Origin of the sequence: Haloferax sulfurifontis ATCC BAA-897 (genome assembly GCF_000337835.1) — an archaeon.
Taxonomy (GTDB): Archaea; Halobacteriota; Halobacteria; order Halobacteriales; family Haloferacaceae; genus Haloferax; species Haloferax denitrificans.
Genome location: NZ_AOLM01000003.1, coordinates 223,538 through 249,353, shown reverse-complemented (window position 1 = coordinate 249,353; position 25,816 = coordinate 223,538). Strand labels below are relative to the sequence as shown.

Below are 25,816 nucleotides of genomic sequence, written 5' to 3'. Positions count from 1 at the left end.
ACGCGGACGCCGGCCGTGCGGGCGTGGCCTCGACCTCAGTCGCGGTCGGCCCGGACCCACTCTTGGAGCGTGAAACCCTCGTAGTCCGTCTCCGAGTCGAGTTCCCACTCGTCGTCGTCCCACTCGGGGTAGAACGCGTCGCCCTCGTACTCGCCGGGGACGCGACTCAGCACCATCCGGTCGAGGTGGGGCTGAAACAGGGCGTAGATGGCCGCGCCGCCGATGACGTAGGCCGTCTCCGCGCCCAGCGACGCCGCGATGTCCACCGCGTCCTCGACGCTCGCCGCGCGGCGGGCGGTGTCGACCGAAAACGACCGCTCGCTTCGGCTCATGACGATTTGGGCGCTCCCCGGCAGGTCGTCGAGCATCGACTCGAACGTCGCCCGACCGAGGACGACCGGGTCGTCGGCGATGCGGGCGCGGTACTGCTCCTTGTCGGCGGGGATACTCGGCCACGGGAGTTCGCCGTCGCGGCCGATGACGCGGTTCTCGGCGAGCGCGGCGACAGAGACGAGTTCCATCACTCTCCCCTCGGCCGCCTGAGAGAAAATCGTTGTGCCCCGGCGACGTCGCCGCGGCCGGCGGGCCCGCGACGCGAACGCCCCGGTGCTCAGTTGTTCCGGTCGACGATGCGCCGGCAGTCCTCGATGAACCGCAGGAGGTCGGTCCCCGCGTCGGTTCCGATGCTGATGATGATTCGCTCCGCCTCGGAGAAGGGAAACTGCAGGACGAACGCGTTCTCGTAGTAGTAGACGACGGCGCGGCGCTCGCCGGCCGGATGCGAGTCGGCACCGGGAGTTGTGAACGGCGTCTCGACGCTGAGGTCGGAGACGGCCTCCCCCAGCGTCCGTTCGGTGTACCGCTCCGAGAGGTCGTCGCGGATGTATTCCAGTTCGTAGTCGTCGCCGGCGGCGATGACGACCGTCCGAAGCCCGTCGCCGATGCGCCTGCTCAGATACTCGGCGAGTCGATGCGCTGTGTCCCGTACCATACCGCGCCGTCACCCCGAGCGACTATAATCGATTGGTATTTTTGTGGTAATATCTTCCGGGACGGGCACCAATACTTTTCAAACAGAGCACACTAACTCAGCGCGATGGAGAAACAGCCGCGTGACCTCCGGCGCGACGGCGCGTTGGTTCTCGTCGGACTCGCGGGACTGGTCGCGCTCAGCGTGTTGGTTCCGGCGGACTCAGTCGCGGGCGCGGCCGGGGTTCTCCGGGGCGCGCTCCTCGGCGCGTTCGCCTCGGTGATGGCGGCGGGCGTTTTTCGCGTGCCCGACGAGCAGGCGGTTCGGCTGGTGGTCGTCGTGGCCGCGGGCGTCGCGCTGGGTACCCTCGCGCTTCTCCTGTGAGTACGGGTTCGTGAGTCTCGTGGGGCAACCGTCTCCCGAGTGGGAGAGAACCCACGCGAGAGCGTCGCTACTCCGTGTTAAAACCCTGCGTTAGAATTGACATTAAGTGCCCCGGAAGGATTCGACGTTCTGATCCCCGGCTTTGTCGCACTCTCGCGTCTCTTCTTTCGAATGAGCGAAACTGGGCGAATGAACGAATCCTAGCGCAGTCTGTCGATTGGCAAGATGAGCGAATCAGTCTGGGTGGCGTTTCCCCACCCAGAGATATATGTCAATATGATACGAACCGCGTAGAATATGCAGGAACCGGAATTAAAAGAGAAATTCCGAGCATTCGTTGACGCCGTCCAAGATGAACTTGCTGACGAATTTCATCTTGTTGAAAAACAACCTACGAAACAGATTTTAGAATATGATCGTGGGGAGATCACATGGCGCGATGATGTTCGGCTCAAATTTGAGAAGTTCTTCTATCAACGACACAAGGCGATTCGTGATTTAGCGGAATATGATGAGTGTCTCGATTTTGCGATCGGAAACTACGAGGTAATTTCGAAGTACCATAACAATCGGAGAGGTTTAGGTGAGATTTTAATTGGTTTTGCAGTGAATGTATTTGCAGAAAACAATCGGAATCTCACATTTACTGACCATGAATTTGAAAAAGTCTATCTAGAATACAAAAGAGATCTACTTGCCGAGGAGTTTTTGGTTCGAAGTTTCGTTCCGCTTCATGGTCTAAGCTATGAAGGCGAGCTAATCGAGTTAGACGATAAAAGTCGAATTCGAAGAGTACAGAAGTCAGACATAGAGTTAGTCACGGACTTTGAATCTCCGATGGGTGGATCCATACCAGAAGACTGGGACGATACATCGACCCATTTCTTGTTCGAATTTGAGCAGGTTGTAGAGAAGACTGTGAATAGCATCGGTTGTGGGAATATTGGTTTTGAAGAGCTCCGAGAGGCACAGCACAGAATCAGGAGTGTTATTACAGCTCTTAGATTGGCGTTTCCGGGTGATGTCGGGTATTCAAATCACTATGACCACTCACCCTGCGCATGGGGAGGAGAGATCACGACGAGACGACGGACTGTACGGCCTTTGTTTGTTGTAGGGAGCATGGAGGCAACCGATATTGACGAACTGAAACGCCTCTATGATATGCTAAAATCGATGGATTTCGAATCAATGGAGCCAAACCAAAAGATGTCCGTCGAGCGGTTCAATTCAAGCTATATCCGTGAGAGCGATAGAGTTGCATTTGCCGATTTGATGATAGTCGCTGAGGCGCTCTGTTCTGGCAAGAGTAATCTTTCAAAGAACATGCTGGCACAACGTGTGGCAATCATTTTAGGAGACGATTTTGAGGAGAGGCAGAACATCTTCGATGGGTTCAGTAATCTCTACGATGAGCGGAGCGGCGTCTGGGGTGTCGCTCATGGAGGTGGTAAAACCACACTAGGTGAGGATTCTCTGGAGACTGCTCGGCGTTATGTGGAACGTTTGCTTCTGTTTTTCTTAGAGAATCGGGATGATTACGATGGACATGGCGCTATTCTGAGAGAATTAGCTGATGAGATTGAGAAGAACCATCTGGAAGTTAGCTTCCCTGAGTGAGAGCTCTTGAGGTTGGCTGTGCGACCACATACTGGGACTGGGATATACGTTCGTATTCAGCACGGCATCAACTGAGATTTCAACAGAGCCACCGGGGGACATATGTGGATAAGTCCATAGGCTTATTCCTATGGACCCAATAACATAGGATAACGGATGGCGCCCTACATCACGATTGCAGACTGGAAGGCTGTCAAAGACGACTACGTCGTCAATGTAACCATCCGCCAAACGGAGGACGAAACGTATCCTAGTGGGTGGGACTACAGCCTCCATCTCGGCAAGATTGCTGGGGACACCATCCTCCGGTACGACAACGCCCACGAACGGACGAAAGGTCACGAGCGACATGCCGGGTCCGAAGTCGAGATAATCGACTTCCCTGGGATGCTGACGCTCTACGACCGCTTCAAAGAAGAGGCCGAGGAGATGTCGTCCATCTCTTGGGACTGGGAAACGTGAGAAATCACGGAGAGGAGACAAACATGACGAAGCTCAAAGTGACGGTTGGTGAGGGGAACGACCTCGACAAAAGCACGAGACAGCGGCTCAAAGCGGCACAAGCAGGCGAAGAACTCGAAGACGCTCAGCCGGTGCTGAACTTCGACTCGTTCGCAGAACTCAGTCGACTGCTCAGCCCGAAGAATCTCGAACTGCTAGAGGCGATCTCCGAGTCCGAGCCTGACAGCATCCGCGAAGCCGCGGAGTTGGTGGACCGTGACTACAAGCAGGTCCATCGAAATCTGACCGAGCTGGCCGATATCGGTGTCATCGACTTCGAAGGCGGTGGGCCGGGACTCCCGAAGAAACCAGTATTAGCCTACGACGGTCTCGAAATCGACCTTCCGTTCAAGGATTCGAACAACAACGTCGGTGCCGCCGCACCGTAGCCTGTGAGAATCACGGCTCGACGAGCCGATACCGGGTCCCTCGCGTCGCGTCTTCTTGTTCGATGAGTCGGTACCGTTCGAGCGCACCGAGATACCGACGACGGGTCGCCTTCGGACTTCGATGCGGCTTCAAAGCCGTCGACGCGCTAAATCTGGTCGGCTTCAGCGCATTCTCCCGCGTGCTTTGAGGGCGCGAGACTCACGCGGAATCACCGCCTGAGAGGGGACTAACGTAAGGTTAGCGCAGTTGCTCTCTTCCTTTATTACTCCCAACAAAAAGGTTATTTTAGGTATGGGGCCGGAGGGATTTGAACCCCCGATCGACTGATATCTCCGGTGGGCACCTCGGAACTCCAGAGGGTCGTCAACACGACCGATGATCAGTCGGTCGCTCAGTATATCAGCTGGAGTGTCGTCCCGGGCGCCAAGCCTCTGGAGTCAGTCGCCATGCCGGGCTTGGCCACAGCCCCGATTCGTTCTGTCTGCACTCTCTCGTATGGCGATTTTTCTTAAAGGGGTTTCGATTCTACTCGTCGCGGTCGTCGTCGGCCCAGTCGCACTCCTGACACTTGTAGGCTGTCACGAACTCCGTCACGCTCGGCATGTAGCCCACCTGGATGACGTTCTCGCCGCACTCCGGGCAGTCGAAGTCGGCGTCCTGAATCGGCTCGGCGTCCATCGGGCGCTCGCCCTCGACGAGTTCGGCGAGCGTCTCGGGCGTGACCATCCGTCCTTGTACGACGCGGTTGCTCATACCCGTGCAACCGTCCCGAAGTAAGTAAGCCCTCCGCCAGCGGTCGGCGTCGGTTGGGAGTCGACAACTCCGTCGTCCACGAGACCGCACCCCGAGAGGATTCAGGGCGTCGCTACCGTCACGGTCCGGGTGCGCGGGCCGTCGCACTCCACGAGGAGGACCGACTGCCACCGGCCGAGGTCGAGGTTGCCGTCGGCGACGGGTATCGAGACGCCGTTGCCGACGAGGAGCGCCCGGAGGTGCGCATCGGCGTTGCCGTCGAGTTCGTCGTGGGCCCAGCCGTCGTCGGGGACCGCCTCGGCGAGCATCGACTCGATGTCGCCGAGAAGCCGCGACTCGGCCTCGTTGACGCAGACGCCGGTCGTCGTGTGTTTCGAGAAGACCGTACAGGCGCCGTCGTCCCCCAGCGGAAGCGCCGCCTCGACTTCGTCGGTCACATCGACGACCTGAAGCCGGCGCTCGGTTCGGATATCGAAGGTCCGTCGCATGCGACGGGCTTGGTCTGCCGGGAGAAAAAGTCGCCCGGCGGGTTACAGCCAGGGCGCGCGGGACTCCTCTTCGCCGGGGTAGCCGTACCCCGGAGCGGAGCCGTCGTTATCGTCGTCGTCGTCGTCGACCAGCGCGTCGTAGTCCTCGGACGTCTCGACGTCGTCGCCGCCGTCGGCGACCGCCCCGTTGGCGTTGGCGTCGGGCGTGGCCGACTCGGTGGCGGGGGCGTCGTCGACGAACTCGTCGAGGTCAGCGCCGTCGGAGCCGGGGTCGAACGCGAACAGCGCGGTGACGCCGAGGACGCCGAGGGCGACGGGCGCCTGCGTCGGCATCAGGCCGAGCACTTCGAGCGCCAGCATGCCGAGGGCGACCGAGCTTCCGAAGCGGAAGAGGTCGATGTCGACGTTGCCGCGGAGCCGCGGGGCGAACAGCGCGACGGCACCGGCGAAGCCGACGCCCGTGCCGGCCGCCGCGCCGGCGCTGAGCAGACGCATCGGGTCGGGGGTGACGATGAGTTCGAACCCGGCGGGGTTGAAGCTCGCGACGAGGCCGAGGCCGATGATGACGCTCGGCGACGGGAGGTACTCGCCGACCTTCGAGGAGGCCGTCTTCGCCGCCACGGCGAGGATGACGAGGCCGGCGAAGCGGTGGAACACCTCGAAGTTCAGGAGCGTCTCGATGGTCTCGGCGACGGCGGCTTCGGCGACGGCGACCGGGATGAGCAGCGCGCCGAGCAGGAGGATGGACGTGAGCTGTTCGCGGCGCGTGCCGTCCATCTCGGCGAGGATGACCGCGACCGTCGCGGAGCCGCCGAAGATGAGGAGCCCGGTCTGGAGGATGCCCGCAATCGAGGGGTCGCCCGCTGAAGTCGTCAACGCCCCCGCGATGATGAGTGCGGGGAAGATACCGTCGATGAGGGGCAGTCCCATGACGGTGGCGAGCAGTCGGGTGGCACCCCCGACCTGTTGCTCGAGGCGAAGGGCGACTGGGTGGCGTGAGACACTCATTCGATGTTACTGGCCGTCACCATGGCCTAAGCGGCGATAGGATCGCAATTCGGACAACGGGGTACGGGCGCTCCGCACGCGAAGCCCGTTTCGTCCGATATTGAACTCCCGTTTAAATGTCTGCCACATCGCTGTAAAGAGAATGCCGGAGTCGGAGGTCGTTTGACCGGCAATGCGCGATGCGGCGGGACGCGTGGAGTCCATACGAGATTACAATAGGACAGGAGTATTAAACGTTGTGTGGGATACGACCGCACGGGACACAGGAATTTCTGCCTTGTTTATAAACGAAGGCAATGATTCGTCGGCTGTACTCTGAAATCTCGGAAAACTCGTGGTACACGTTCGTGAATATGGTGATTATTCACGAAGGTCTTGCGGTTCGGTACACCGTGACGAGGGGACGAGTGTCTCGACAGTCGTGTCGAGGGAATCCCCCGATGCGGCGACGACCACGTCGTCCGATTGCGACCCCGCCCGCCGAGAGAGGGGCGGTCGTGTAGGTGTGCGCGAGGCGACCGCGTAAGCACACACGTGTACATATCGCTGATGTGGTTTGCGATACATCGACACGCCCGTGCTGTCTCGCAACCCTTTTGTCGTCGCCGCAACCACGCTTGATATGGCGAACGACGTTCCTGACCGAGAACCCTTCACCGAGAAGCTACGGGTACCCGAATCCCTCACATTCGACGACGTACTGCTCCGCCCGATGGAGAGTCGCGTCGAACCCGACGACGCCGACGTTTCGACGCGCGTCTCGAAGAACGTCGAACTCAACATTCCCATCCTTTCTGCGGCGATGGACACCGTCACCGAAAGCGGGATGGCTATGGGGATGGCCCGCGAGGGCGGTCTCGGCGTGCTCCACCGCAACATGAACGCCGAGCAGATGGTCCGCGAAATCGAGCGCGTCAAGCGCGCCGACGAACTCGTCATCCGCCGCGAAGACGTGGTCACGGCCAACCCCGGCCAGACGATAAGCGAGGTCGACGAGATGATGGAGCGCGCCGGCGTCTCCGGCGCGCCCGTCGTCGACGACGACGACGTGGTCCTCGGCATCATCTCCGGCACGGACATCCGCCCGTACCTCGAAGTCGGCGAGTCCGACGAGGTCGTCGAGGCCATGACGGACGAGGTCATCACGGCCGAGCGCGACGTGACCGCCCGCGACGCGCTCGAACTCATGTACGACCACAAGATAGAGCGCGTCCCCATCATCGACGACGAGAGCCACCTCGTCGGCCTCGTCACGATGCAGGGTATTCTCCAGCGCCGCGAGTACGAGAACGCCGCCCGCGACGACGACGGCCGCCTCGTCTGCGGCGTCGCCGTCGGCCCGTTCGACGACGAGCGCGCGCAGATGGCCGACGACGCCGGCGTCGACGTCATCTTCATCGACTGCGCCCACGCGCACAACCTCAACGTCATCGACACCGCCCGCGAAATCAAGGAGTCCGTGGAAGCGGACGTGGTCGTCGGGAACGTCGGCACGCGCGAGGCCGCGGCCGAACTCGTCGACTTCGCGGACGGCATCAAGGTCGGCATCGGCCCCGGTTCCATCTGTACGACCCGCGTCGTCTCCGGCTCCGGCATGCCCCAGATTTCGGCCGTCGCGGAAGTCGCCGACGTCGCCGCCGACTACGACATCCCCGTCATCGCCGACGGCGGCATCCGCTACTCCGGCGACGCCATCAAGGCGGTCGCCGCCGGTGCCGACGCCGTCATGCTCGGCTCCTACTTCGCCGGCACCGACGAGGCACCCGGCCGCGTCATCACGATGAACGGCAAGAAGTACAAGCAGTACCGCGGCATGGGCTCCGTCGGCGCGATGCAGTCCGGCGGTGCCGACCGCTACCTCAAAGAGGACAACGAAGACGAGGAGTACGTCCCCGAGGGCGTCGAGGCCGCGACGCCGTACAAGGGTTCGCTCGCGTCCGAACTCCACCAGCTCGTCGGCGGCATGCAGTCCGGTATGGGCTACGTCGGCGCGGAGACTATCTCCGAGGTCAAAGAGCGCGCTCGCTTCGTCCGCGTCTCGTCTGCCGGCCAGACCGAAGGCCACCCCCACGACGTGATGATTACCGACGAAGCGCCGAACTACAGCCCGAGCGAGTAACGCGTTCTCGCGACTCCGTCGTTTCTCTCGTCTCTCGGTTCTTCCGTTTCCGATTTCCCCGTCTCTCTCGTGTCCGCTCCGCTCGAGTTCGTCGCCCCCGGCGTGACTCCCGAACGGCCGCGAGACGAGGACATGCGATAATTAATAGGGATGTACATCGTCCATCCACAAGCGATGGATACCGCGGAGCTACGCACCGCACTTCGGAACGCCGGGTTGTCACAGTATCAGGCAGAGGCGTACGTCGCGCTCCTCCAACTCGGAGCGGCGAGTGCGACCGAACTCGCCGACGCCTGCGCCGTACCGACCGCCCGCATCTACGATGTTCTCCGCGACCTCGAATCGAAGGGCTACATCGAGACCTACGAGCAGGACAGTCTCCACGCGCGGGCGTGCGACCCGAAATCGGTGATGGAGGACCTCAAGAGCCGCGCCGTCCAACTGGACGAGGCGGCGGAGGAAATCGAGGCGCGCTGGCAACAGCCCGCGGTCGACCGCCACATGCTGAGCATCGTCAAGCGCTTCGAGACGGTGTTCAACCGGGCCGAAGAGATGATTCGGGAGGCCGATGGCGAGGTCCAACTGTCCGTCACCCCCGAGCAGTTCGACGAGCTCAAGCCGGCGCTCTCGGAGGCGTACGAGAACGGCGCGCTGGTGAAGGTCGTGCTCCACCCCGAGCGGACCGACGACCTCGAAGCGCTCGCACAGCGGGAGTACCGCGGGGTCGCCACGGAAGTCAGACACCGGACACTGCCGACGCCGTTCGTCGCCATCGTCGACCGGACGGGCGCGTGTTTCGCGCCGCACGACAACTCGGTGAACCAGTACGGCGTCCTCGTCGACGACTACACGCTCACGTACGTCTTCCACTGGTACTTCCAGACGGCGCTGTGGGAGGTCTGGGACGTCGTCTACGACGCCCAGACCGGCGAACCGCCGATCGTGTACTCCGATATCAGACACTTCGTTCAGGACGCGGAACCGCTCGTTCGCGACGGGAACCGAATCGTCGCGCACATCAAGGGCTACGAGACCGACGGTCGAGACCCCATCGAGTTCACCGGTGAGGTGACTGACGTGTACTACACGGCCGTTTCTACGCCGACGGACACGCTGTCGTTTTCTGAACTCGCGGGACAGGTCTGTCTGACCGTCGAGGCCGACGGCGAGACCTACACCGTCGGCGGGTGGGGTGCGGTGTTGGAAGACGTCGAGGCGAACCGCATCACTATCGAGTCGATTTCGGGGACGCCTGACGGGTAGTATCTGTTCGGTTCGCCGGAATGTATAACAACTCCGGGGGGTAATTAGTGCCCACAAGCGCGGTTTCGGACGGCGTTAGACAAGAGGTATTTTGATATACCACTGCACGACATTGAGTTTCGTGAGCGTCCCCGGAACACCACTACAATACCAATGAGCGCAGAACAGCCACTGGTGCTCATCGTTGAAGATGAGCCTGACCTCGCCGACCTGTACGCAACCTGGCTTAGGAACGACTACAGCGTTCGTGTCGCCTACGGCGGCCGCGAGGCGCTCGATAAGCTCGACGACGAGGTTGACGTTGTTCTCCTCGACCGTCGGATGCCCGACCTCTCGGGCGACGAGGCGCTCTCGGAGATTCGGGACCGTGGCTTCGAGTGCCGCGTCGCGATGGTGACCGCGGTCGAACCCGACTTCGACATCATCGCGATGGGCTTCGACGACTACCTCGTCAAGCCCGTCTCGCGCGAAGCGCTGACCGAGACGGTCTCGAACCTCATCCTGCGAAACGCTTACGACGTGGGTATCCAGGACCTGTTTTCCCTCGCATCGAAGAAGGCGCTGTTGGAGTCCGAAAAGGACGAGGCGGCGCTCGAAGAAAACGAGGAGTACCAGCGGCTCACCGCCCGCCTGACCGAGCTCCGGCGCGAGCTCGACGAGACGCTCGGCCAGCTCGACGAGACCGAAGGCATCTCCGCGGTGTACCGGGACATCGGCGGCGAAGCCGATATCGACAGCTCCTGAACGAACCCGCCCGTTTCGGACGCCGACCGTTTTCTCTGTTCTCCGTGTTCGTCTCTGACGGGCAGTTCTCGTCTCTGACGGGTACCGTTCGTCTGACTGACGATTACTTGCGGGTCTCGGTCACTTAATTCATTTAATTTCATATCAGATATACACGAAAAATTGTATTTTGGACTCGCTCCTTGGGGTAAGTGCACATGTCGGAAGACAGCAACCAGATGCTCGCGTACCTGCGTCAGAACCCCCGGATGATGGGCGTCCTGTTCACGCTCGCGCTCCTGCTCTCACAGGCGGGAAGCGTGGCGGCCGGAAACACCAGCGTCATCTACGGGCCGTAATCACGAAAGGAACTCGCGGTCCCAGTAGACGGCATCGTCGTAGATAACCGGAATTTGTTCTAACGCGAGGAAGTCCCGAAGTTCGTCCTCAGTCAGGTCCGTATTCGAGACGCCGGAAGAAGAGAGATAGTACGGCATACTATCGGTGAGGGCGGGCCTAATCAGCGACCCGATTCCTGCCCTCGATGTGTTGAATGCGTGATACGACACTTCGAACTGGTCGCCCGGTTTGTCAGATACTTCGCAGTAGACTGCGACTCCGCTCTCAGACTGTACCACGGAGAGACTACCGTCCCCGACGACGCCGTACTGGTGTGCCACGTCGCTGTCGACCTTGACCACCTCCAGCGACGCCTGTAGCGGGAACCCCCCGTTGAGGAGTCGAGCCAGCGTGCGCCCCACGCCGACCGCCTGACTGTTGATGACCTCGCTGAACGTGACGATGCCGCCGATTGCGCCGGCCTCGACGAGCGCCAACCCCTGGTCGTACGACTGACACGCGTTGAGGAAAAACGCCCCCGTTCCGACGGTGTCGAGCGTCTCCGCGTCGACCTTGCCGTCGCGACACTGGAAGCCGTCGTCGTCGATGTGGCCGATGTAGTGGAGGAAGTCGGTCGACTCCGCGAGCGTTGCCCGAAGCTCCGCCCTGCTGAGGTCGTAGTGGGCGTCGACGTCGAACGAGAGCCCGTCGCGCGAGCCGTACACCTCGTCGACGATGTCCGTCTCGGCGAGCATCTCGGGGTCGTTACAGACGACCGTGATGCCGATGTCGCCCTGCGCCGGCTCCCGTTGGAGGCGATTCCGGTAGGCGGCGGGCGTGGTCTTGCTCGCGCCGACGGGCGTCCCGTCGCTAATCCACGCCTGCTCGACCGAGTCGGTCGAACTGGGTTTGACGTACGTCTCGCTCGGCGTCGTCGTCCCTGCGCTCCTGACGATGTCGTCGGCGTCGGCGTCGCCCCGGAGGAAGTCGTCGACGACCGCCGCCTGCACCTCCGAGTGGGGGACTTCGGTCCCCGACGGCGTCCGGACGACCGCGAGGTCGTTCGTGACGAAGGGGAGAAGCTCGATGTTGTCGGCCCGCGGCGCGACGTGCGTCGTCAGCTTCCACTCCGGGAGCAGGTCGGCGATGTCCTCGTACGGTATCTCGAAGTACGCCGAGAGCCGTTCGCCGAGCGACGCGTCGTACAACCCCTCGACGTCGATGTCCGTCCGCGACTCGACGGTCTGGCGCTCGTGGAGCGGCACGTCGTAGATTCCCTCCGTTCGAACGACGCAGTCGAGGAAGAACGTCCGTTTGAGCGCGCGTTCGACCGCCTCCTCGAAGCCGTGAGGGCCGTCGAAGTCGTGGGCGAACCCGCCTTCGGTGACGAGTCGGGGCGAGTCGCCGGGGACGAGCCGCGCGCCGAGGTAGTACGCCAGCGGCGTCGCCACGAAGACGTGGCTCAGCGTCGGCGGGAGTTCGATTCGGACGCCGGTCTCGGGGACATCGAGAGCATCGGGGACGTCGAGTTCGTCGCCCAGTTCGAGAAGCGGCGGATGTCCCCGGAGCGTCGGGTACGACCGCTCGACGCTCGTGGTCTTGAGCGCGGAGCTGAACGCCGAGACGGCCGCCATCACGTCGAGGGGGTCGTCGGTCGTCGTAATCGTCGTCGCGGGACTCTCGTGAGACGACCGCGCGCCGACGGACACCGTCTGGGGCTCCTCGAAGGAGAGCACGGTTTCGAGCGGTTGCGCGTCGACGGTCAGCGGCCCGTCGGCCCGGAGATACGTCTTGACCGCGCCGAAGAGTTCGATGCTGTAGGTTCCCGACCCGAGTTCCTCGCGCCCCTGTTGGTCGACCTGTGCGAGCATCGACCCCGCCTCGTCGCGGACGCAGACGACCGTGTTCGCCGCCAGCCCGATGCGGCCGGTCTCGATGCGAACCGCGGCGTCCGTCGGAAGCGAGAACCGACTGCTATCTGTCGGTTCCGGGTCGACGGGTGACGGCGTTCGGAGCACGAACTGGTGGCGTTCGACGTTGTCCCGAACGACTAACCCCGCCCCGTCTGAAGGGAGCGAAAAGCCGACTTCCAGCGTCGAAGACGCGTCGGCCCGCTCGCCCTCCCCGGTCGGTTCCATTGTGTCTACGTGACACGATTAAGGTGAAAAACGTACTGGTCGTGAGAAGTTCACGACTCCAACGGGAACCAGCCGGACGAGACGTCCTTCTGCCGGAGATGCCAGCGTTGACGGGCCTCGGAACCCTCGACGTCGAGTTCGACGACGGCGTCGAAAAGCGGCTCGAACAGTCGGTTGACCTCGCCTTCGCGCTCACCGGGAGACCAGACGTGGACCATCCCGTTTCGCGAGCGGATGTGGGTGGTCATGACGTGGAGGAACCGAAACGCGCGGTCTCGGTCGTACCGCGAGAGGAGCGACGGGAGACAGTCGAACGCGACGCGGAGTTCGGCCGGAGAGAGCCCGCCGGCGAGCGTGTCGAACTCGGTCACGTCGTTGGCGAGTGCCGCGCCGAGTTTGCCGAGACCGCCGCTGACTCGGCGCTCGCACGCGTCGACCGCACTCGGCACGGCGGACGACGGTGACGGCGATGCCGCCGCGCTCCGTTCGAGCGACCCGTACCGAACCACGCGCGTCCACTCCGTGGTGCGTTGGATGTCGACGTCGAGCCGGTCGTCGAGCGGCGTCGAGTCGTTGAGAACCAAGAGACGACGCCGCGGCTCGTCGGGAGCGCCGAGCATCTGCTTAGACGCCCGCGAGTAGAGCTCGGTCGGAACCGACCCGACGACGAGGAGCGCGCTCCCCCGTCGTTTGAGGTCGTCCAACCCGAGTTGGAACGTCGACGTGTCATCTGTTACGGCGGTGTCCGCGTCACCTCCCGAAACCATTCGTTTTGGACGACGAAACGATATTTAATAAGACTTTGCGTGTTGGTCTCCCGAAATGTACCGCTGTATATGACAATCGATGACACACTTCGCCAGCCGGCGGCGTCAACGACCGGTTCGCCCGGTCGAGCCGACGTATCCGCTTCGGACCGCCTACTCGGCGGCGCGGACCGTCAACACGGGAACCGGCGCGGTGCGGACGACGCGCTCGGTGACGCTCCCGAGGAGGACGCGCTCGACGCCCGTTCGGCCGTGAGTCGCCATCGCGATGACCCCTACGCCGTGTTCGGTCGCGTAGTCGAGGATGACGTCGTACGGCGCGCCCCGACGCACGGCCCCGACCGTCTCGATACCGCGGCGCTCGCCGCGCTCGACGACCTCGTCGACGGCGCGTTTGCCCTCCTGCTCCAGCGTTTCGAGGACCGTGCCGCCGACGATACCCGCGTTGTCGCGCGTCGTGTTCACGACGAACAGCACGTGGACTGTCGCGTCGCACCGCTCCGCGAGGTCGAACACGTGCGGCATCGCCCGTTCGGCCGCCGGACTCCCGTCGACGGGGAGCAGGATTTCGTCGTACATCGCTGAACGTACGCGCCCGAACCGTGTGAATGCTTCGCATACTCGTGGTGCGGCGCTCGTTCGAAAAAAAGCGGGTTGCGGGTGTCGCCCGGTCGGCTCAGTCGCTGACGTACGCTTCGATGCGGTCCATCGCCTCGCGGAGTTCGCGCATCCCCGTCGCGTAGGAGACGCGGAGGTGGCCCGCGCCGCCCTCGCCGAAGACGCTTCCGGGGACGAGCGCGACGTTCTGTTCTTCGAGGAGCCCCTCGGCGAACGCCTCGTCGTCGCCGTCGGGGGCCTCGGGGAAGACGTAGAACGCGCCTTTCGCCTCGAAGCAGTCGAGTCCCATCTCCTCGAAGCGGGCGAGGACGAACCGGCGGCGGCGGTCGTACTCGCGGCGCATCTCCTCGACGGAGTCGTCGCACGACCGGAGCGCCTCGATGGCCGCGTACTGCGCCGTCGTGGGCGCCGACAGCATCGCGTACTGGTGGACCTTGTTCATCGCGTCGATAGCCCCCGGCGGCCCCATGGCGTAGCCGAGGCGCAGGCCGGTCATCGCGTAGGCCTTCGAGAAGCCGTTGAACACGATGGTCCGCTCTCGCATCCCGGGGTGGGTGGCGATGGAGGCGTGGTCGTCCTCGTACCGGAGGTCCGAGTAGATTTCGTCGGAGAGCACGACGAGGTCGTGGTCCCTGACGAACGAGGCCACGTCGGCGAGTTCGTCGTCGGTCATCACCGCGCCGGTCGGGTTGTTCGGGTAGCAGAGCACCAGCACGTCGGCCTCGTCGGCCCCGGCGGCTTCGAGCGCCTCGGGCGTGAGCGTGAACTCGTCTTCGGCGCGGGTGGGGACCGGAAGCGGCTCGCCCCCGGCGAAGATGGCTCCCGGCGTGTACGAGATGTACGACGGCTGGGGTATCGCCACCACGTCGCCGGGGTCGACGAACGCCCGGAACGCGAGGTCGACGGCCTCGCTCGCGCCCGTCGTGACGATAATCTCGTCTTCGGGGTCGTACTCCTGGCCGTAGCGGGTGACGCGCTCCGAGATGGCCTCGCGGAGTTCGCGCATCCCGCGGTTCGACGTGTAGGAGGTCTTGCCGCGTTCGAGCGAGTCGATGGCGGCGGTCCGGGCGGCCCACGGCGCGGAGAAGTCGGGCTCGCCGACGCCGAGGGAGATGACGTCGTCGACCTCCTCGGCGAGTTCGAAGAACTTCCGAATGCCCGACGGCGGCACCTGTTTGACGCGGTCCGAAAGCTGGTCGCCGAGCGTCATGGCGACACTGACAGCCGGTCGTCGTCGTCGCCGTCGCCGAGTTCGATGCCCTCCTCCTTGTAGGAGTCCATCACGAAGTGCGTGACCGTCTTCGTGACCTCGGGGATGGGGGCGATGCGCTCGGAGACGAAGTTCGAGACGGCGTGCATCGACTCGCCTTCGACCTCGATGAAGAAGTCGTAGTCGCCGGAGACGAGTCTGAGCGTGGCGACCTCGGGGAACCGCGCGATGCGGCGGGCGATCTCCTCGTAGCCCGTCTCGCGGTCGAGTTCGACGTCGACTTCGACCTGCGCGCGGACGCGTTCCTCCTCGACGTTGTTCCAGTCGACGACCGCCTGGTAGCCGCGGATGACCCCGTCGTCTTCGAGTTCCTCGAGCGCTGCTGCCACTGCTTCGGCGTCTGCGCCCAGTTGGCGGGCGATGTCATCTACGCTCTCGCGAGCGTCGTGACGCAGCAAGTCGAGCAGTGACTGCTTGTCCATGGACAGTCCGTTGCAGGCATCCGTAAAATGGTTTGCCCAACCGGGCGGAATTGTCGTGTTAGGCGGTACCGTGGACCAAGGATGGCGGTCCCCTCCGGCGGAACACTATTCCACCGCCGGCGGAAACCTGTCCGCCATGGACACCGAGTTCGATTGGCTCACCCTCGACGACGACGAAGCGGTCCTCTGGGCCGACACCCCGCATCCCTACAGCCTCGTGCCCTCCTTCATCGTCGGCGTCCCGCTGTCGCTCGTCCTCGTGGGCATTCCGCTCCTCGTCGGGTCGTACCTCTCACACAAGAACACGAACTACGTCGTCACCTCCGACGCGCTCTACCGGAAGTCGGGCGTCCTCTCCCGGAGCGTCCAGCGCATCGAGTTCGACAAGGTGCAGGACACCTCCTACAGCCAGACGTTCCTCGGCGCGCAGTTCGGCTACGGCTCCGTCAACATCAGCACCGCCGGCGGAAGCGGCATCGAGATGAGCTTCGGGAACGTCGCCGACCCGCAGTCGCTCCAGACGCTCGTCAACGAGCGAATCAAGCGCCGCTCCGGGCCGGAGACCGACGCGGAGGGGAAGGCGGCCGTCCTCGACGACATCCTGACGGAACTCCGCGCGATTCGGCGGGCCGTCGAGGGCGACGACGTGCCCGACGACGTGACCGACGACGTGCCCGACGACGTGACCGACGACGTGACCGACGACGCGACCGACCGAGCGGGCGACGAACCCGACACAGACCCCGACTCCGACGCCATCGAACCGAGCGACTTCGAGTTCGACGCGACGACCGACGAGCGATGACGGGCGGCGATTCGGGACCCGTCGATTCGACTCCGGACGACTCCGCCGCGGAGAGCGCCGCGACCGACTCGGTGGCCGGCTCAGCGACCGACTCGGAGACCGTCGCGGCCGTCGACGACTGGCTGGCCCGCGGCGACGACGAGGCCGTCCGCTGGGAGGGTCGGCCGCGGATACAGACCGTCATCCCCGCCGCAGTCGTCGGTCTCGCCATCGTCGTCGTCGCGGCCGTCGCGGCCGCCGCGAACGGCGTGCCCGAACTCGCGGTCGCGGGCCTCGTCGGCTTTCTCTTGCCCGCGTGGTCGTACCTCCGCGTCACCAACACCCGCTACGTGGTCACCGACAGGGCGCTCTACCGGAAGACGGGCGTCCTCTCTCGGAGCGTCCAGCGCGTCTCCATCGACCGCGTCCAGAACAGCGCGCTCTCGCAGGGCGTCACCGGGTCGCTGTTCGGCTACGGGACCGTCGCGGTCGAGGCCGCGGGCGGCGGCGCAATCCGCTTCGATGACGTGGACGACCCCGGTGCCGTGCGCGACCGAATCGAGGGCCGCGACGACCGCGATGGCGACGAACTCCCCGGCACGGTCGAGCAGTGGGCCGCCGTTCGCGACGAGGTGCGGGCGCTCAGAGCGGCCCTAGAGCGATAGTAGAAAAGCGATAGTTTTCGGTTCGGTATCGGTATCGCGACGCAGGGAAGGTTTCGCGTCGCGTCAGTCGTCGTCAGACGCGGTAGCGGCGGGGCCGGGCCGTGCCGTGCTGTTCCCCGAGAAGCCGACGCCCGCGAGGACGAAGGCGAACAGCACGAGCGGCGAGAGGTAGCCGAAGAAGTAGTACGGGGCGTACTGGAGCGTCGAGACGCCGAGGACGCCGGCCATGTACGCGCCGCCGGCGTGCCACGGGAGGAGCGCGCCGGTCGGCGTCCCCGCGGACTCGATGGCCTGCGAGAGGTCCGAACTGTCGAGGCCGAACTCGTCGTAGGTGTCGCGGAGCGTCATGCCGGGGACGACGATGCTCATGTACTGCTGGGCGGTGAGCGCGTTGGTCAGAATCGCCGAGACGCCGGTCGAGGCGACGAGCAGGCGCGGGCTCCGAATCCCGCGCTGGAGGCGGTGGGCGAGGACCGCGAGCACGCCCGTCTGTTCGAGCAGGCCGCCGAGGGTGAGCGCCGCGACGACGACGGCGATGGTCCACGCGGAGCCGGAGACGCCGCCGGAGGCGAGCAGGCTGTTGACGAGTTCGGAGCCGGTCTCCGGCCCGGTGCCGCTCATGAACGTCTGCCACGCCGCGACGAACGACGCGCCCTGCACGAGGACGCTCGTGAACGCGCCGGCGAACGCGCCGGCGAGGAGGACGGTCAGCGCGGGGTAGCCCGCCGCGGCGAGGCCGAAGGTGACCGCCAGCGGCAGGAACGCGAGGAGCGTGATGTCGTACGAGGAGGCGAGCGCGGTCTGAATATCGGCGATTTGACCGGCCGGAATCGTCCCGGTGATTCCGAGGCTGAGGACGACGAAGCCGACGAGCGAGAGGCCGAACGCGACGGCCGTTCCGCTCCGCATCGCGCGGATGTGGTCGTAGAGGTCGGTGTTCGTGACGGCGGCCGCGAGGTTCGTCGTGTCCGACAGAGGCGACTGCTTGTCGCCCGCGTACGCGCCGGTGAGAATCGCGCCGGCCGTCATCGGTTCGGGGACGCCGAGCCCCGAGCCGATGCCGATGAAGGCGACGCCGAGCGTGCCGACCGCGGTCCACGACGAGCCGATGGCGAAGGTGGCGATGCCGACGAGAAGCGCCGTCGCGGGCAGGAACACCTGCGGCGACAGCAGGTCGAGACCGTAGTACATCAGCGTCGGAATCGTCCCCGCGGCGACCCACGTCGAGACGACGCCGTAGATGGTAAACAGGATGAGAATCGCCTGTAGCCCCATCGACAGACTGCGTTCGATGCCCTCGTAGAGGTCCTCCCAGGTGTAGCCCCAGACGAACCGGCCGAGGAGGCCGACCAGCGCGATACTCCAGACGAGCGGGATGTGCGGGTCGAGTCCCAGCCACGCCGACCCGAGGCCGAGGAAGGCGACGAGTCCGAGCACCGGAACGAGCGCCTGTTTCAGCGTCGGACGCTGGTCCGGAGCGATGTCGTCGTACGACCGCGGTGTGTACCTATCAGTTCCCATCGTAGCTCGACAAATAACTTTAGAGCATAAAATTGTGTCGTGTTATGATTTAAGAGCATTGTTATGCAATGCCGTACTTTTAGCTGACAGTATAATGACTATCGATAATATCTCGCCGGAATCGACCCGCGCGAGCGACCCCATCGTTCACGTACTCGGACAGGTCGATAATGCGGAACGTGTCAACGAGTAGGGAAACAGCCATACTGGAGGCGCACCACGGGTCGGGCATGGCCCTCTCCGAGTTCTTCTTGTTCCCTCTCGGGTTGGTCGCCCTCTTGGGGGCGGTCCCGCTCGTCGTCCTCTATCTGCTCCGGCCGGAGCCGGTCCGGCGCACGCTCCCGACCTTCCGGTTCCTCGCGGACTCGGCCGGACGAAACGCCTCGAACCCCATCTTCGACCGCCTGCTTCGGAGCCTGCTCCTCCTCATCCAGCTGGTCGCGCTCGTCGCGCTCGTCGGGTCGCTGGCGACGCCGTACGTGCTGGTCCCCGAGTCGGAGACCGTCCAAGAGACGGTCCTCGTCGTGGACACGAGCGCGAGCATGGGCGTCCGCGACGGCGGTGGGACGCGATTCGACAGCGCCCTCGCCGCGGCGCGAGACGAGGTCTCCGGCACGACGTCGGTCGTCGCGGCGGGGGCGAACGCGGACGTGGTGCTTCGCCGGGGGAGCGCGCCCGACGCCCGCGCCGCCCTCGACGGCCTGCAAGCGAGCGACGCGCCGGGCGACCTCCGCTCCGCGATTACCGCCGCCGCCTCCGTCGCCGGCGAGGACGCCCGCGTCGTCGTTCTGAGCGACTTCGCCGACGACTCGCCGTGGAGCGACGCGGTCCGCGAGGCCCGCGCCCGCGGCCTCGTCGTCCAACTCCAGCAGTTCGCGGGCGGCGGACGGGGCAACGTCGGCATCGTCGACCGGCGCTTCTCCGGCGCGAACGTCACCGTGACGGTGAAGAACTACGGCGAGTCGGCCGCCACGCGGACGCTCTCGCTCGGCGGAGCCACTCGCGAGGTCCGAATGGACCCCGGCGACGTGGCGACCGCGACGCTCCCGGTCCCCGCGGGCGGCGGTCGCGTCGCGCTCTCGCCGGGCGACGCCTTCCCGACCGACGACGCGCTGTTCGTCGCGGCCCCCGAGGACGCCTCGGTGGACGTGCTCGTCCTCACGAACGACGAGAACCGCTATCTGACGGCCGCGCTGTCCGTCATCCCCGAGGTGTCTCTGACCGTGGACAACCCGCCGACGGCCGTCTCGACGAACTACGACGTCGTCATCTACAGCAACGTCAACCCCGGTCGCCTGCTCGCGGGCAACGTCGAGGCCGGCCGGGAAATCGTCGCCGACGGCGGCGGCGTGGCGATTCAGGCCCAAGAGGAGTCGCCGAACTACGGCGACCTGCGCCTCGTCTCGCAGGGGAGCGTCGAGACGAACCCGACCATCGGGACCGTCGAGAGCCACCCGATTACCCGCGACATCACCTTCCCGCCGCCGACCGAGTACGTCGCGGGCGACCTCCGGTCGGGCCAGTCGCTCGTGAACACGACCGGCGGCACCTCGCTCGTCGCCGTCGAGCGCCGCGGGGCCGGTCGCGTCCTCTACTACGGCTTCATGGAGGACAGTTCGGCGTTCAAGTACAACTACCAGTACCCCGTGTTCTGGAAGCGCTCGGTGTTCTACCTCGCCGGGCGCTCGACGCTCTCGGAGTTGAACCGCGAGACGGGCGGGTCGCTCGCGGCGGGCGCGAACCAGACCGTCGAGACGCCCGCCGGCGAGGCGACCGGCCCGGAGGTCCGCCTCGGCGACGCCGGCTTCTACCGCGTCGGCGACGAGCGGTTCGCGGCGTCGCTCCTCAGCGAGGCCGAGTCCGACGTGGCCGCCGCGCCGCTGGACGGCGAGTCGGCCCCCGGAGACTACCCGACGCGGGTCGAAGAGCGCGAGGTCCCGGACCCGCTGACCGAGTGGGCCGCGCTGGTCGCGCTCGCGGCGACGATGGTCGAGTTGGCCTACCTGCGCCGGCGGGGTGACCTCTGATGGCGGCGCTCGGATCGGCGTCGGCCGCGCTGACCGCGCTGGCGGATGTCGCCGTCGCCGGCACGGCTCCCGCCGCCGCGACGACGCCCCTCGCGTGGACGGCCGAGGCCGCGGGCCGGACCTTCGGCCTCCAGCGCCCGCTGTTCCTCGTCGCGCTCCCGGTGGCCGCGCTCCTCGCGTGGGCGCTCATCTTCCGCGGGGCCGACGGGACCGCCGGCGGGCGCTCCCGGCGGCTCCTGTTCGCATCCCGGTTCCTCGTCGTCCTCCTGTTGGTCGTCGCGGCCGCGGGGCCGTACACCGTCACGACCCGGATGACCGACGGCGACCCGCAGGTGACGCTCCTCGTCGACGACTCCGACAGCGCGGCGGTCACCGAGGACGTGGCGTCGCAACTCGCGGCCGACATCGAGAACGAGGGCGTCCCCGTCACGACCTCGACGGTCGCCCGCGGCGACGAGTCGCCCATCGGCGACGCCGTCGCGGCCAACCTCAGACCGGACGGGACGGTTGTCCTCGTCTCCGACGGACAGGTCACTTCGGGGCGGAGCCTCGCGTCCGCGACGACGCTCGCCCGCGACCTCAACGCGACGGTGAGCGCGGTCGGCGTCGAACCGACCGAGACCGAACAGTACGTCACCGTCAGCGGCCCGTCGAAGACCAGCGTCGGCGTCGAGAACGCGTTCCTCGCGCAGGTCGACGGGGTCGTCCCCGACGACGTCGAGACCGCGACCGTCGAACTCGCCGTGGAAATCGACGGCGAGGAGGTCGCCCGCGAGACGGTCAACACCACCGACGGCGTCGAGTTCACGCGGACGTTCGAGACGACCGGAACCCACCGCGTCACCGCCCGCATCGCCGGCGACGACCGCTTCGAGACGAACGACGTGTTCCGCAAGACGGTCCGCGTGGTCGAGCCGCCGCGGGTGCTGTACGTCTCCCGCGGCGACTACCCGTTCCGCGACTACCTCTCGCAGTTGTACGACGTGGAGACCGCCGAGACCGTTCCCGCGGACCTCTCGTCGTACCACGCCGTCGTCCTCCAGGACCTCCGCGCCGAGGACGTGGGCAACGCCGACTCGCTCCAGCGGTTCGTCATCGACGGCGGCGGCCTGCTGACCGTCGGCGGGCGCAACTCGTTCGAAAACGGCGGGTACGACGGGTCGAGCCTCGCGTCGATGCTCCCGGTGACGACCGGCGAGGGCGCGTCTCAGCAGACGAACCTCGTCTTCGCCATCGACGTCTCGGGGAGCGCCGAAAGCGGCATGCGCGTCCAGAAGTCGGTCGCGCTCGACGCGCTCGACCAGCTCGGCGACGAGAACCGAGTCGGCATCGTCGGCTTCAACTACCGCGCCTACGACGTCGCACCGCTCCGCCCGCTCGGGCCGAACCGGGAGTCGACCGCCGACCTCATCCGCCGGCTCCAGTCCGGCGGCGCGACCGACATCGCCGTCGGCCTCGACGGCGCGGCCCAGCAACTCGGCGACAGGCGCGGGACGATTATCCTCATCAGCGACGGCCACGACCGGTTCCAAGACGCCGCGACGCTCGCGGACCAACTCGGCCGCGACGGGGTCCGCGTCATCGCCATCGGGACCGGCCCGAGCCCGAACGAACGGACCCTCCGGGCCATCGCGCGGGCGTCCGGCGGGAACTACCTCAGAGCCGACGAGACCGACCGGCTCCGCATCCTCTTCGGCGGGTCGAACCGCCAGTACGCCGGCGACGGCCTCACGGTCGTCGACCAGAACAACTTCGTCACCGCCGGGGTGGAGCTGACCGCGAACCCCGGCAGCGTCAACGACGTGTCGGTCAGGAGCGGCGCGAACTTCCTCGTCGCGGCCGACGACGGCACCCCCGCGGTCGCCTCGTGGCGCTACGGCCTCGGCCGCGTCGCCACCGTCACCGCCTACGCGGGCGACGGCACGCTCGACGGCCTGCTCCAGCGCCCCGACTCGCTTCTGCTCACGAAGACCACGAACTACGTCATCGGCGACCCGGAGCGGAAGGCGACCGGCGTCGCCGAGGTGGCGGACACCCGCGTCGACCAGCCGACGACCGTCGTCTACCGCGGCGGCGAGCGCCCGCGGGGCGTCGAGGAACTGAGCTTCTCGGCGGTCAGTCCCGGCGTCTACGAGGCGACCGTCGTCCCCACGGAGACGGGCTACCGAGACGTGCTCGACACCGCCTTCGCGGTGAACTACCCCGTCGAGTACGCGGGATTCGGCCGGTCGGCCGCGCTCGAAGCCGCCGTCTCCGACAGCGGCGGGACGATATACGGCCCGAACGACGCCGACGAAATCGCCGCATCCGCCCGCGACAACGCCGCCGGCGTCCAGCCCGTGCGCGACGACTGGGCGGTCGCGTTCGTCGCCGCCGCGTTCCTCCTGTATCTCACCGAGGTGCTCGCCCGGCGTCTTCAAGTGTATCGGGGTCGAACGCAAAGTGAAGGTGGTTTGATATGAGTGCGCTGGGTCGGTCCCTCAACCTCGGTCTCGTCGTCATCGTCGTCCTCCTCACCGCCGGAACCGTCGGCGCGACGATGTTCTACCAGTACTCGGTCGACTCGCTCGACCAACAGAACGAGCAGTTGCGCGAGCGAAACGCGGCGCTCGAAGAGAACCTTTCGGAGACCCGACAGGACCTGTCGGCGACGCGGACGGAGCTACGGGAGCTGAACAACAGCCTCGAACGCACCCGCGGCGACGTCTCGCAGGTCTCGAACAGCCTCGAAGACACGGAGTCACAGCTGTCGTCGACGCAGAGCGAACTGTCGTCGACGCGGGGCGAGCTTCAGGAGACGGAAAACAGCCTCGAAGACGCCCGGAGCCGAATCAGCGACCTCACGGCGACGCTCGACGACCTCGAAGAACAGCGCAACCGCCTCGAAAACCAGATAGACGACCTCGAAGCGGACAACGAGGAGCTCGAAGCGACGAACGACCGACTGGAGGACCGCATCGGGTCGCTCCGGGCCGAGGTCTCCGACCTCGAAGGCCAAGTCAGCGAACTTGAGCTCGACCTCCAAGAGGCCTGTGCCGGCTACCAAGCCGACAACGAACCGGCGGTGTGTAGCGGTGTCTGAAACGACTCCCGGCGACGCCGACGCCGACGCCGATATCGATACCGCCGACGCCGCCGCTGACGAGGGCGGGTCGCCCGACGACGCGGGGACCGCCCGCCGCGAGGCGATGGCCGACGCCGTGGGCGAGGTTCGCCGCGAGGCCGCGAAGGCCGCCGCCGTCTCCAGCGTCGTTGACGCGGCGGTGGCGACGCTGTTGGCGAACGTCGCGTTCCGGGTCGTCGAGTTGCCCGTCGAGCCGTCGGTGTCGCTCGGCTTCCTCCCGCGGGTGGACCCGGCCGTCTCGGTCCACGTCGCCGTCCCGCTCGCCCTCGCGGTGGGCCTCCTCGTCGGCGTCGCGGAGTACCTCATTCTGATGCGGGAGCCGCCGGTCGAGCAGTTCGAGGCGGTGAACCCGTCGGTCGCCGAGGCGTTGCGGACCGCCCGCGACCTCGTCGCCGACGACGGGAACCCGAACCGAGACTCGCGCATGTCGGCCGCGCTCTACGACGACGTGCTGTCCCGCCTGCGGGAGTCGTCGTCGGTGGAACTGCTTCCGACCCGCCGCATCGTCGGCGCGCTCGTGGTCGCCTTGCTCCTCTCGGCGGGGAGCATTCAGGTCGCCATCTCGGACATCCAGTTCGAGGGGCTCGCCGGCGACGCCGCGTCCGCGGGCGACCGCCCCGACCAGTTCTCCGACGAGGAGACGCGGCTCCAGAACGGGAGTTCCATCCTCGGCGACCCCGAGGACGTGGCCGCCGGGTCGGAGCAGTTGAACGCCACCGTCGCCGGGACCGGCGGCAGTGGCGACGGAGACGGGCCGGAGTCGGCGGCCGCGGCCTACGACTCGACCGGCTACGGCGGCGACAGCGCCGTCGAGAGCCAGCGCGCCGGCTACCTCGCCGACGACACGCTCGAAGAGGCCGACCTGATTCGCGACTACACCTTAGAGATACGAGAGACCGAAGATGAGTGACAACCCAGACCGGCTCGGAGACGACGGACAGCGGACCGCGGTCGACGGCGACGCCGCGGCCCCGACAGACGACGACCTCAGCATCGAGGAGCTCCAAGCGAGCGTCGGCGCGGTCAGAGACGAGGTCGGAAAGCGCATCATCGGCCAGCACGACGTGGTCGAACGACTGCTCGTCTGCGTCCTCTGCGACGGCAACGCGCTCCTCGAATCGAACCCCGGACTGGGGAAGACGACGCTGGTTCGCGCCCTCTCGGACGCGACGGACCTGGGGTTCTCGCGCGTGCAGAACACGCCCGACCTGATGCCCTCGGACATCACCGGCACCGAGATCATCCGCGAGACGCCGGAGGGCCGGGACTTCGTGTTCGAGCGCGGCCCCATCTTCGCCAACGTCGTCCTCGCCGACGAGATAAACCGGGCGACGCCGAAGACGCAGGCCGCGCTCCTCGAAGCCATGCAGGAAAAGCAGGTGACCGCCGCGGGCGAGACCTACGAGCTTCCGGACCCGTTTTTCGTCCTCGCCACGCAGAACCCCATCGACCAGGGCGGCACCTACCCGCTCCCGGAGGCGCAGACCGACCGCTTCCTGATGAAGATTCTCGTCGGCTACCCCGAGTTCGACGAGGAGCGGACCATCGTCAAGCAGTACGCCGAGGGCGCGGCGTCGCCCGAGGTCGAGCGCGTCCTGCCGCGAACGCACCTGCTTGCGGCCCAACAGCTCGTCCGGCAGGTCCCCATCTCCGACGACATCCGCGACCGGACCATCGAACTGGTCCGCAAGACCCGCGAGGACGAGCAGGTCGAGTTCGGCGCGAGCCCGCGAGCGAGCATGGCGCTCGTCCTCGCCGCGAAGGCGCGGGCGTTCGTCCACGGGCGCACCCACGTCTCGTGGGAGGACGTCGTCGAGATGGCCCCGCCGGTCATCAGACACCGCATCATCCTCGACTTCCGGGCGGAGCGCGAGGGACTCGACCCCGACGACGTGATTCAGCGGCTGTTGAACGAGTGACCG

At 65.7% G+C, this 25,816-nt stretch carries 26 protein-coding genes and 1 tRNA gene; 15 read left to right on the top strand and 12 right to left on the bottom strand.

Features of this window, described 5'->3' with window-relative positions; translation table 11 throughout:
- Window positions 1-35: 35 nt before the first annotated feature.
- Window positions 36-521, bottom strand: a complete 486-nt coding sequence (hdrA, locus tag C441_RS02155) for a dihydrofolate reductase HdrA (protein WP_007273577.1) — start codon at window positions 519-521, stop codon at window positions 36-38.
- Between the two features lie 89 nt (window positions 522-610).
- Window positions 611-991: a hypothetical protein gene (locus C441_RS02150; RefSeq protein WP_007273576.1), complete on the bottom strand. Its 381-nt coding sequence runs from the start codon at window positions 989-991 to the stop codon at window positions 611-613.
- A gap of 105 nt (window positions 992-1,096) precedes the next feature.
- On the opposite strand from C441_RS02150, the gene C441_RS02145 reads away from it, so the two are divergent.
- From C441_RS02145 to C441_RS02130, 4 genes are all read left to right on the top strand, one after another.
- Complete coding sequence (locus tag C441_RS02145; protein ID WP_007273575.1) at window positions 1,097-1,354, top strand: hypothetical protein; 258 nt, start codon at window positions 1,097-1,099, stop codon at window positions 1,352-1,354.
- Between the two features lie 297 nt (window positions 1,355-1,651).
- Complete coding sequence (locus C441_RS19420) at window positions 1,652-2,974, top strand: HEPN domain-containing protein (RefSeq protein WP_152420678.1); 1,323 nt, start codon at window positions 1,652-1,654, stop codon at window positions 2,972-2,974.
- Window positions 2,975-3,130: 156 nt separating this feature from the next.
- Window positions 3,131-3,436 carry a toxin-antitoxin system TumE family protein gene (locus C441_RS02135; RefSeq protein ID WP_007273573.1) on the top strand — a complete coding sequence of 102 codons (306 nt, stop codon included), beginning with the start codon at window positions 3,131-3,133 and terminating at the stop codon, window positions 3,434-3,436.
- Between the two features lie 23 nt (window positions 3,437-3,459).
- Complete coding sequence (locus C441_RS02130; protein ID WP_007273572.1) at window positions 3,460-3,864, top strand: HVO_A0114 family putative DNA-binding protein; 405 nt, start codon at window positions 3,460-3,462, stop codon at window positions 3,862-3,864.
- 293 nt (window positions 3,865-4,157) lie between these two features.
- On the opposite strand, the gene C441_RS02125 is transcribed toward C441_RS02130, so the two are convergent.
- The 4 genes from C441_RS02125 to C441_RS02110 all read right to left on the bottom strand — a co-directional run bounded on the left by C441_RS02125 (window position 4,158) and on the right by C441_RS02110 (window position 6,036).
- Window positions 4,158-4,334 (bottom strand) — tRNA-Trp (locus C441_RS02125).
- Between the two features lie 56 nt (window positions 4,335-4,390).
- Window positions 4,391-4,618, bottom strand: coding sequence for a DUF5795 family protein (locus C441_RS02120; protein WP_013035372.1), 228 nt, complete (start codon window positions 4,616-4,618; stop codon window positions 4,391-4,393).
- Window positions 4,619-4,719: 101 nt separating this feature from the next.
- Entirely contained in the window at window positions 4,720-5,106 is a 387-nt protein-coding gene (locus tag C441_RS02115; protein WP_007273571.1) for a secondary thiamine-phosphate synthase enzyme YjbQ, read from the bottom strand.
- 42 nt (window positions 5,107-5,148) lie between these two features.
- Window positions 5,149-6,036: a DUF5794 domain-containing protein gene (locus C441_RS02110; RefSeq protein ID WP_007273570.1), complete on the bottom strand. Its 888-nt coding sequence runs from the start codon at window positions 6,034-6,036 to the stop codon at window positions 5,149-5,151.
- A gap of 700 nt (window positions 6,037-6,736) precedes the next feature.
- On the opposite strand from C441_RS02110, the gene guaB reads away from it, so the two are divergent.
- The 4 genes from guaB to C441_RS19780 all read left to right on the top strand — a co-directional run bounded on the left by guaB (window position 6,737) and on the right by C441_RS19780 (window position 10,578).
- Window positions 6,737-8,233, top strand: coding sequence for an IMP dehydrogenase (gene guaB, locus C441_RS02105; RefSeq protein ID WP_049920367.1), 1,497 nt, complete (start codon window positions 6,737-6,739; stop codon window positions 8,231-8,233).
- A 174-nt stretch (window positions 8,234-8,407) separates the two neighbouring features.
- The gene (locus tag C441_RS02100; RefSeq protein WP_007273568.1) at window positions 8,408-9,496 is read left to right on the top strand and encodes a TrmB family transcriptional regulator; all 1,089 of its coding nucleotides are present in this window, start codon (window positions 8,408-8,410) and stop codon (window positions 9,494-9,496) included.
- A 153-nt stretch (window positions 9,497-9,649) separates the two neighbouring features.
- Complete coding sequence (locus tag C441_RS02095; RefSeq protein ID WP_007273567.1) at window positions 9,650-10,240, top strand: HalX domain-containing protein; 591 nt, start codon at window positions 9,650-9,652, stop codon at window positions 10,238-10,240.
- 197 nt (window positions 10,241-10,437) lie between these two features.
- Window positions 10,438-10,578, top strand: a complete 141-nt coding sequence (locus C441_RS19780; RefSeq protein WP_007273566.1) for a DUF7503 family protein — start codon at window positions 10,438-10,440, stop codon at window positions 10,576-10,578.
- On the opposite strand, the gene C441_RS02090 is transcribed toward C441_RS19780, so the two are convergent.
- From C441_RS02090 to C441_RS02070, 5 genes are all read right to left on the bottom strand, one after another.
- Entirely contained in the window at window positions 10,579-12,696 is a 2,118-nt protein-coding gene (locus tag C441_RS02090; RefSeq protein ID WP_007273565.1) for a hypothetical protein, read from the bottom strand.
- Window positions 12,697-12,746: 50 nt separating this feature from the next.
- Window positions 12,747-13,463: a DUF7504 family protein gene (locus C441_RS02085; protein WP_007273564.1), complete on the bottom strand. Its 717-nt coding sequence runs from the start codon at window positions 13,461-13,463 to the stop codon at window positions 12,747-12,749.
- Between the two features lie 153 nt (window positions 13,464-13,616).
- Window positions 13,617-14,042 (bottom strand): universal stress protein, encoded by a 426-nt coding sequence (locus C441_RS02080; protein WP_007273563.1) that lies wholly within the window; start codon window positions 14,040-14,042, stop codon window positions 13,617-13,619.
- 97 nt (window positions 14,043-14,139) lie between these two features.
- Complete coding sequence (locus tag C441_RS02075) at window positions 14,140-15,291, bottom strand: pyridoxal phosphate-dependent aminotransferase (RefSeq protein ID WP_007273562.1); 1,152 nt, start codon at window positions 15,289-15,291, stop codon at window positions 14,140-14,142.
- A complete protein-coding gene (locus C441_RS02070; RefSeq protein WP_007273561.1) occupies window positions 15,288-15,773 on the bottom strand; it encodes an Lrp/AsnC family transcriptional regulator in 486 nt (161 codons plus the stop codon). The genes C441_RS02075 and C441_RS02070 overlap by 4 nt, the downstream gene beginning before the upstream one ends.
- 136 nt (window positions 15,774-15,909) lie before the next feature.
- On the opposite strand from C441_RS02070, the gene C441_RS02065 reads away from it, so the two are divergent.
- The gene (locus C441_RS02065) at window positions 15,910-16,578 is read left to right on the top strand and encodes a PH domain-containing protein (protein WP_007273560.1); all 669 of its coding nucleotides are present in this window, start codon (window positions 15,910-15,912) and stop codon (window positions 16,576-16,578) included.
- Window positions 16,575-17,222 (top strand): PH domain-containing protein, encoded by a 648-nt coding sequence (locus tag C441_RS02060; protein WP_007273559.1) that lies wholly within the window; start codon window positions 16,575-16,577, stop codon window positions 17,220-17,222. The genes C441_RS02065 and C441_RS02060 overlap by 4 nt, the downstream gene beginning before the upstream one ends.
- Before the next feature lie 63 nt (window positions 17,223-17,285).
- On the opposite strand, the gene arcD is transcribed toward C441_RS02060, so the two are convergent.
- Complete coding sequence (arcD, locus tag C441_RS02055) at window positions 17,286-18,743, bottom strand: arginine/ornithine antiporter ArcD (protein WP_049920366.1); 1,458 nt, start codon at window positions 18,741-18,743, stop codon at window positions 17,286-17,288.
- A gap of 230 nt (window positions 18,744-18,973) precedes the next feature.
- Between arcD and C441_RS02050 the strand changes: the two genes are divergently transcribed.
- The 5 genes from C441_RS02050 to C441_RS02030 are packed head-to-tail and all read left to right on the top strand — an operon-like array spanning window position 18,974 to window position 25,813.
- Window positions 18,974-20,770, top strand: a complete 1,797-nt coding sequence (locus C441_RS02050) for a vWA domain-containing protein (RefSeq protein WP_007273557.1) — start codon at window positions 18,974-18,976, stop codon at window positions 20,768-20,770.
- Window positions 20,770-23,232 carry a VWA domain-containing protein gene (locus tag C441_RS02045; RefSeq protein ID WP_007273556.1) on the top strand — a complete coding sequence of 821 codons (2,463 nt, stop codon included), beginning with the start codon at window positions 20,770-20,772 and terminating at the stop codon, window positions 23,230-23,232. Before C441_RS02050 ends, C441_RS02045 begins: the two co-directional genes overlap by 1 nt.
- Window positions 23,229-23,852, top strand: a complete 624-nt coding sequence (locus C441_RS02040; protein WP_007273555.1) for a uroporphyrinogen-III C-methyltransferase — start codon at window positions 23,229-23,231, stop codon at window positions 23,850-23,852. Before C441_RS02045 ends, C441_RS02040 begins: the two co-directional genes overlap by 4 nt.
- Window positions 23,845-24,804, top strand: coding sequence for a DUF7502 family protein (locus C441_RS02035; RefSeq protein ID WP_007273554.1), 960 nt, complete (start codon window positions 23,845-23,847; stop codon window positions 24,802-24,804). Before C441_RS02040 ends, C441_RS02035 begins: the two co-directional genes overlap by 8 nt.
- Complete coding sequence (locus C441_RS02030; RefSeq protein WP_007273553.1) at window positions 24,797-25,813, top strand: AAA family ATPase; 1,017 nt, start codon at window positions 24,797-24,799, stop codon at window positions 25,811-25,813. Before C441_RS02035 ends, C441_RS02030 begins: the two co-directional genes overlap by 8 nt.
- Window positions 25,814-25,816: the final 3 nt, after the last annotated feature.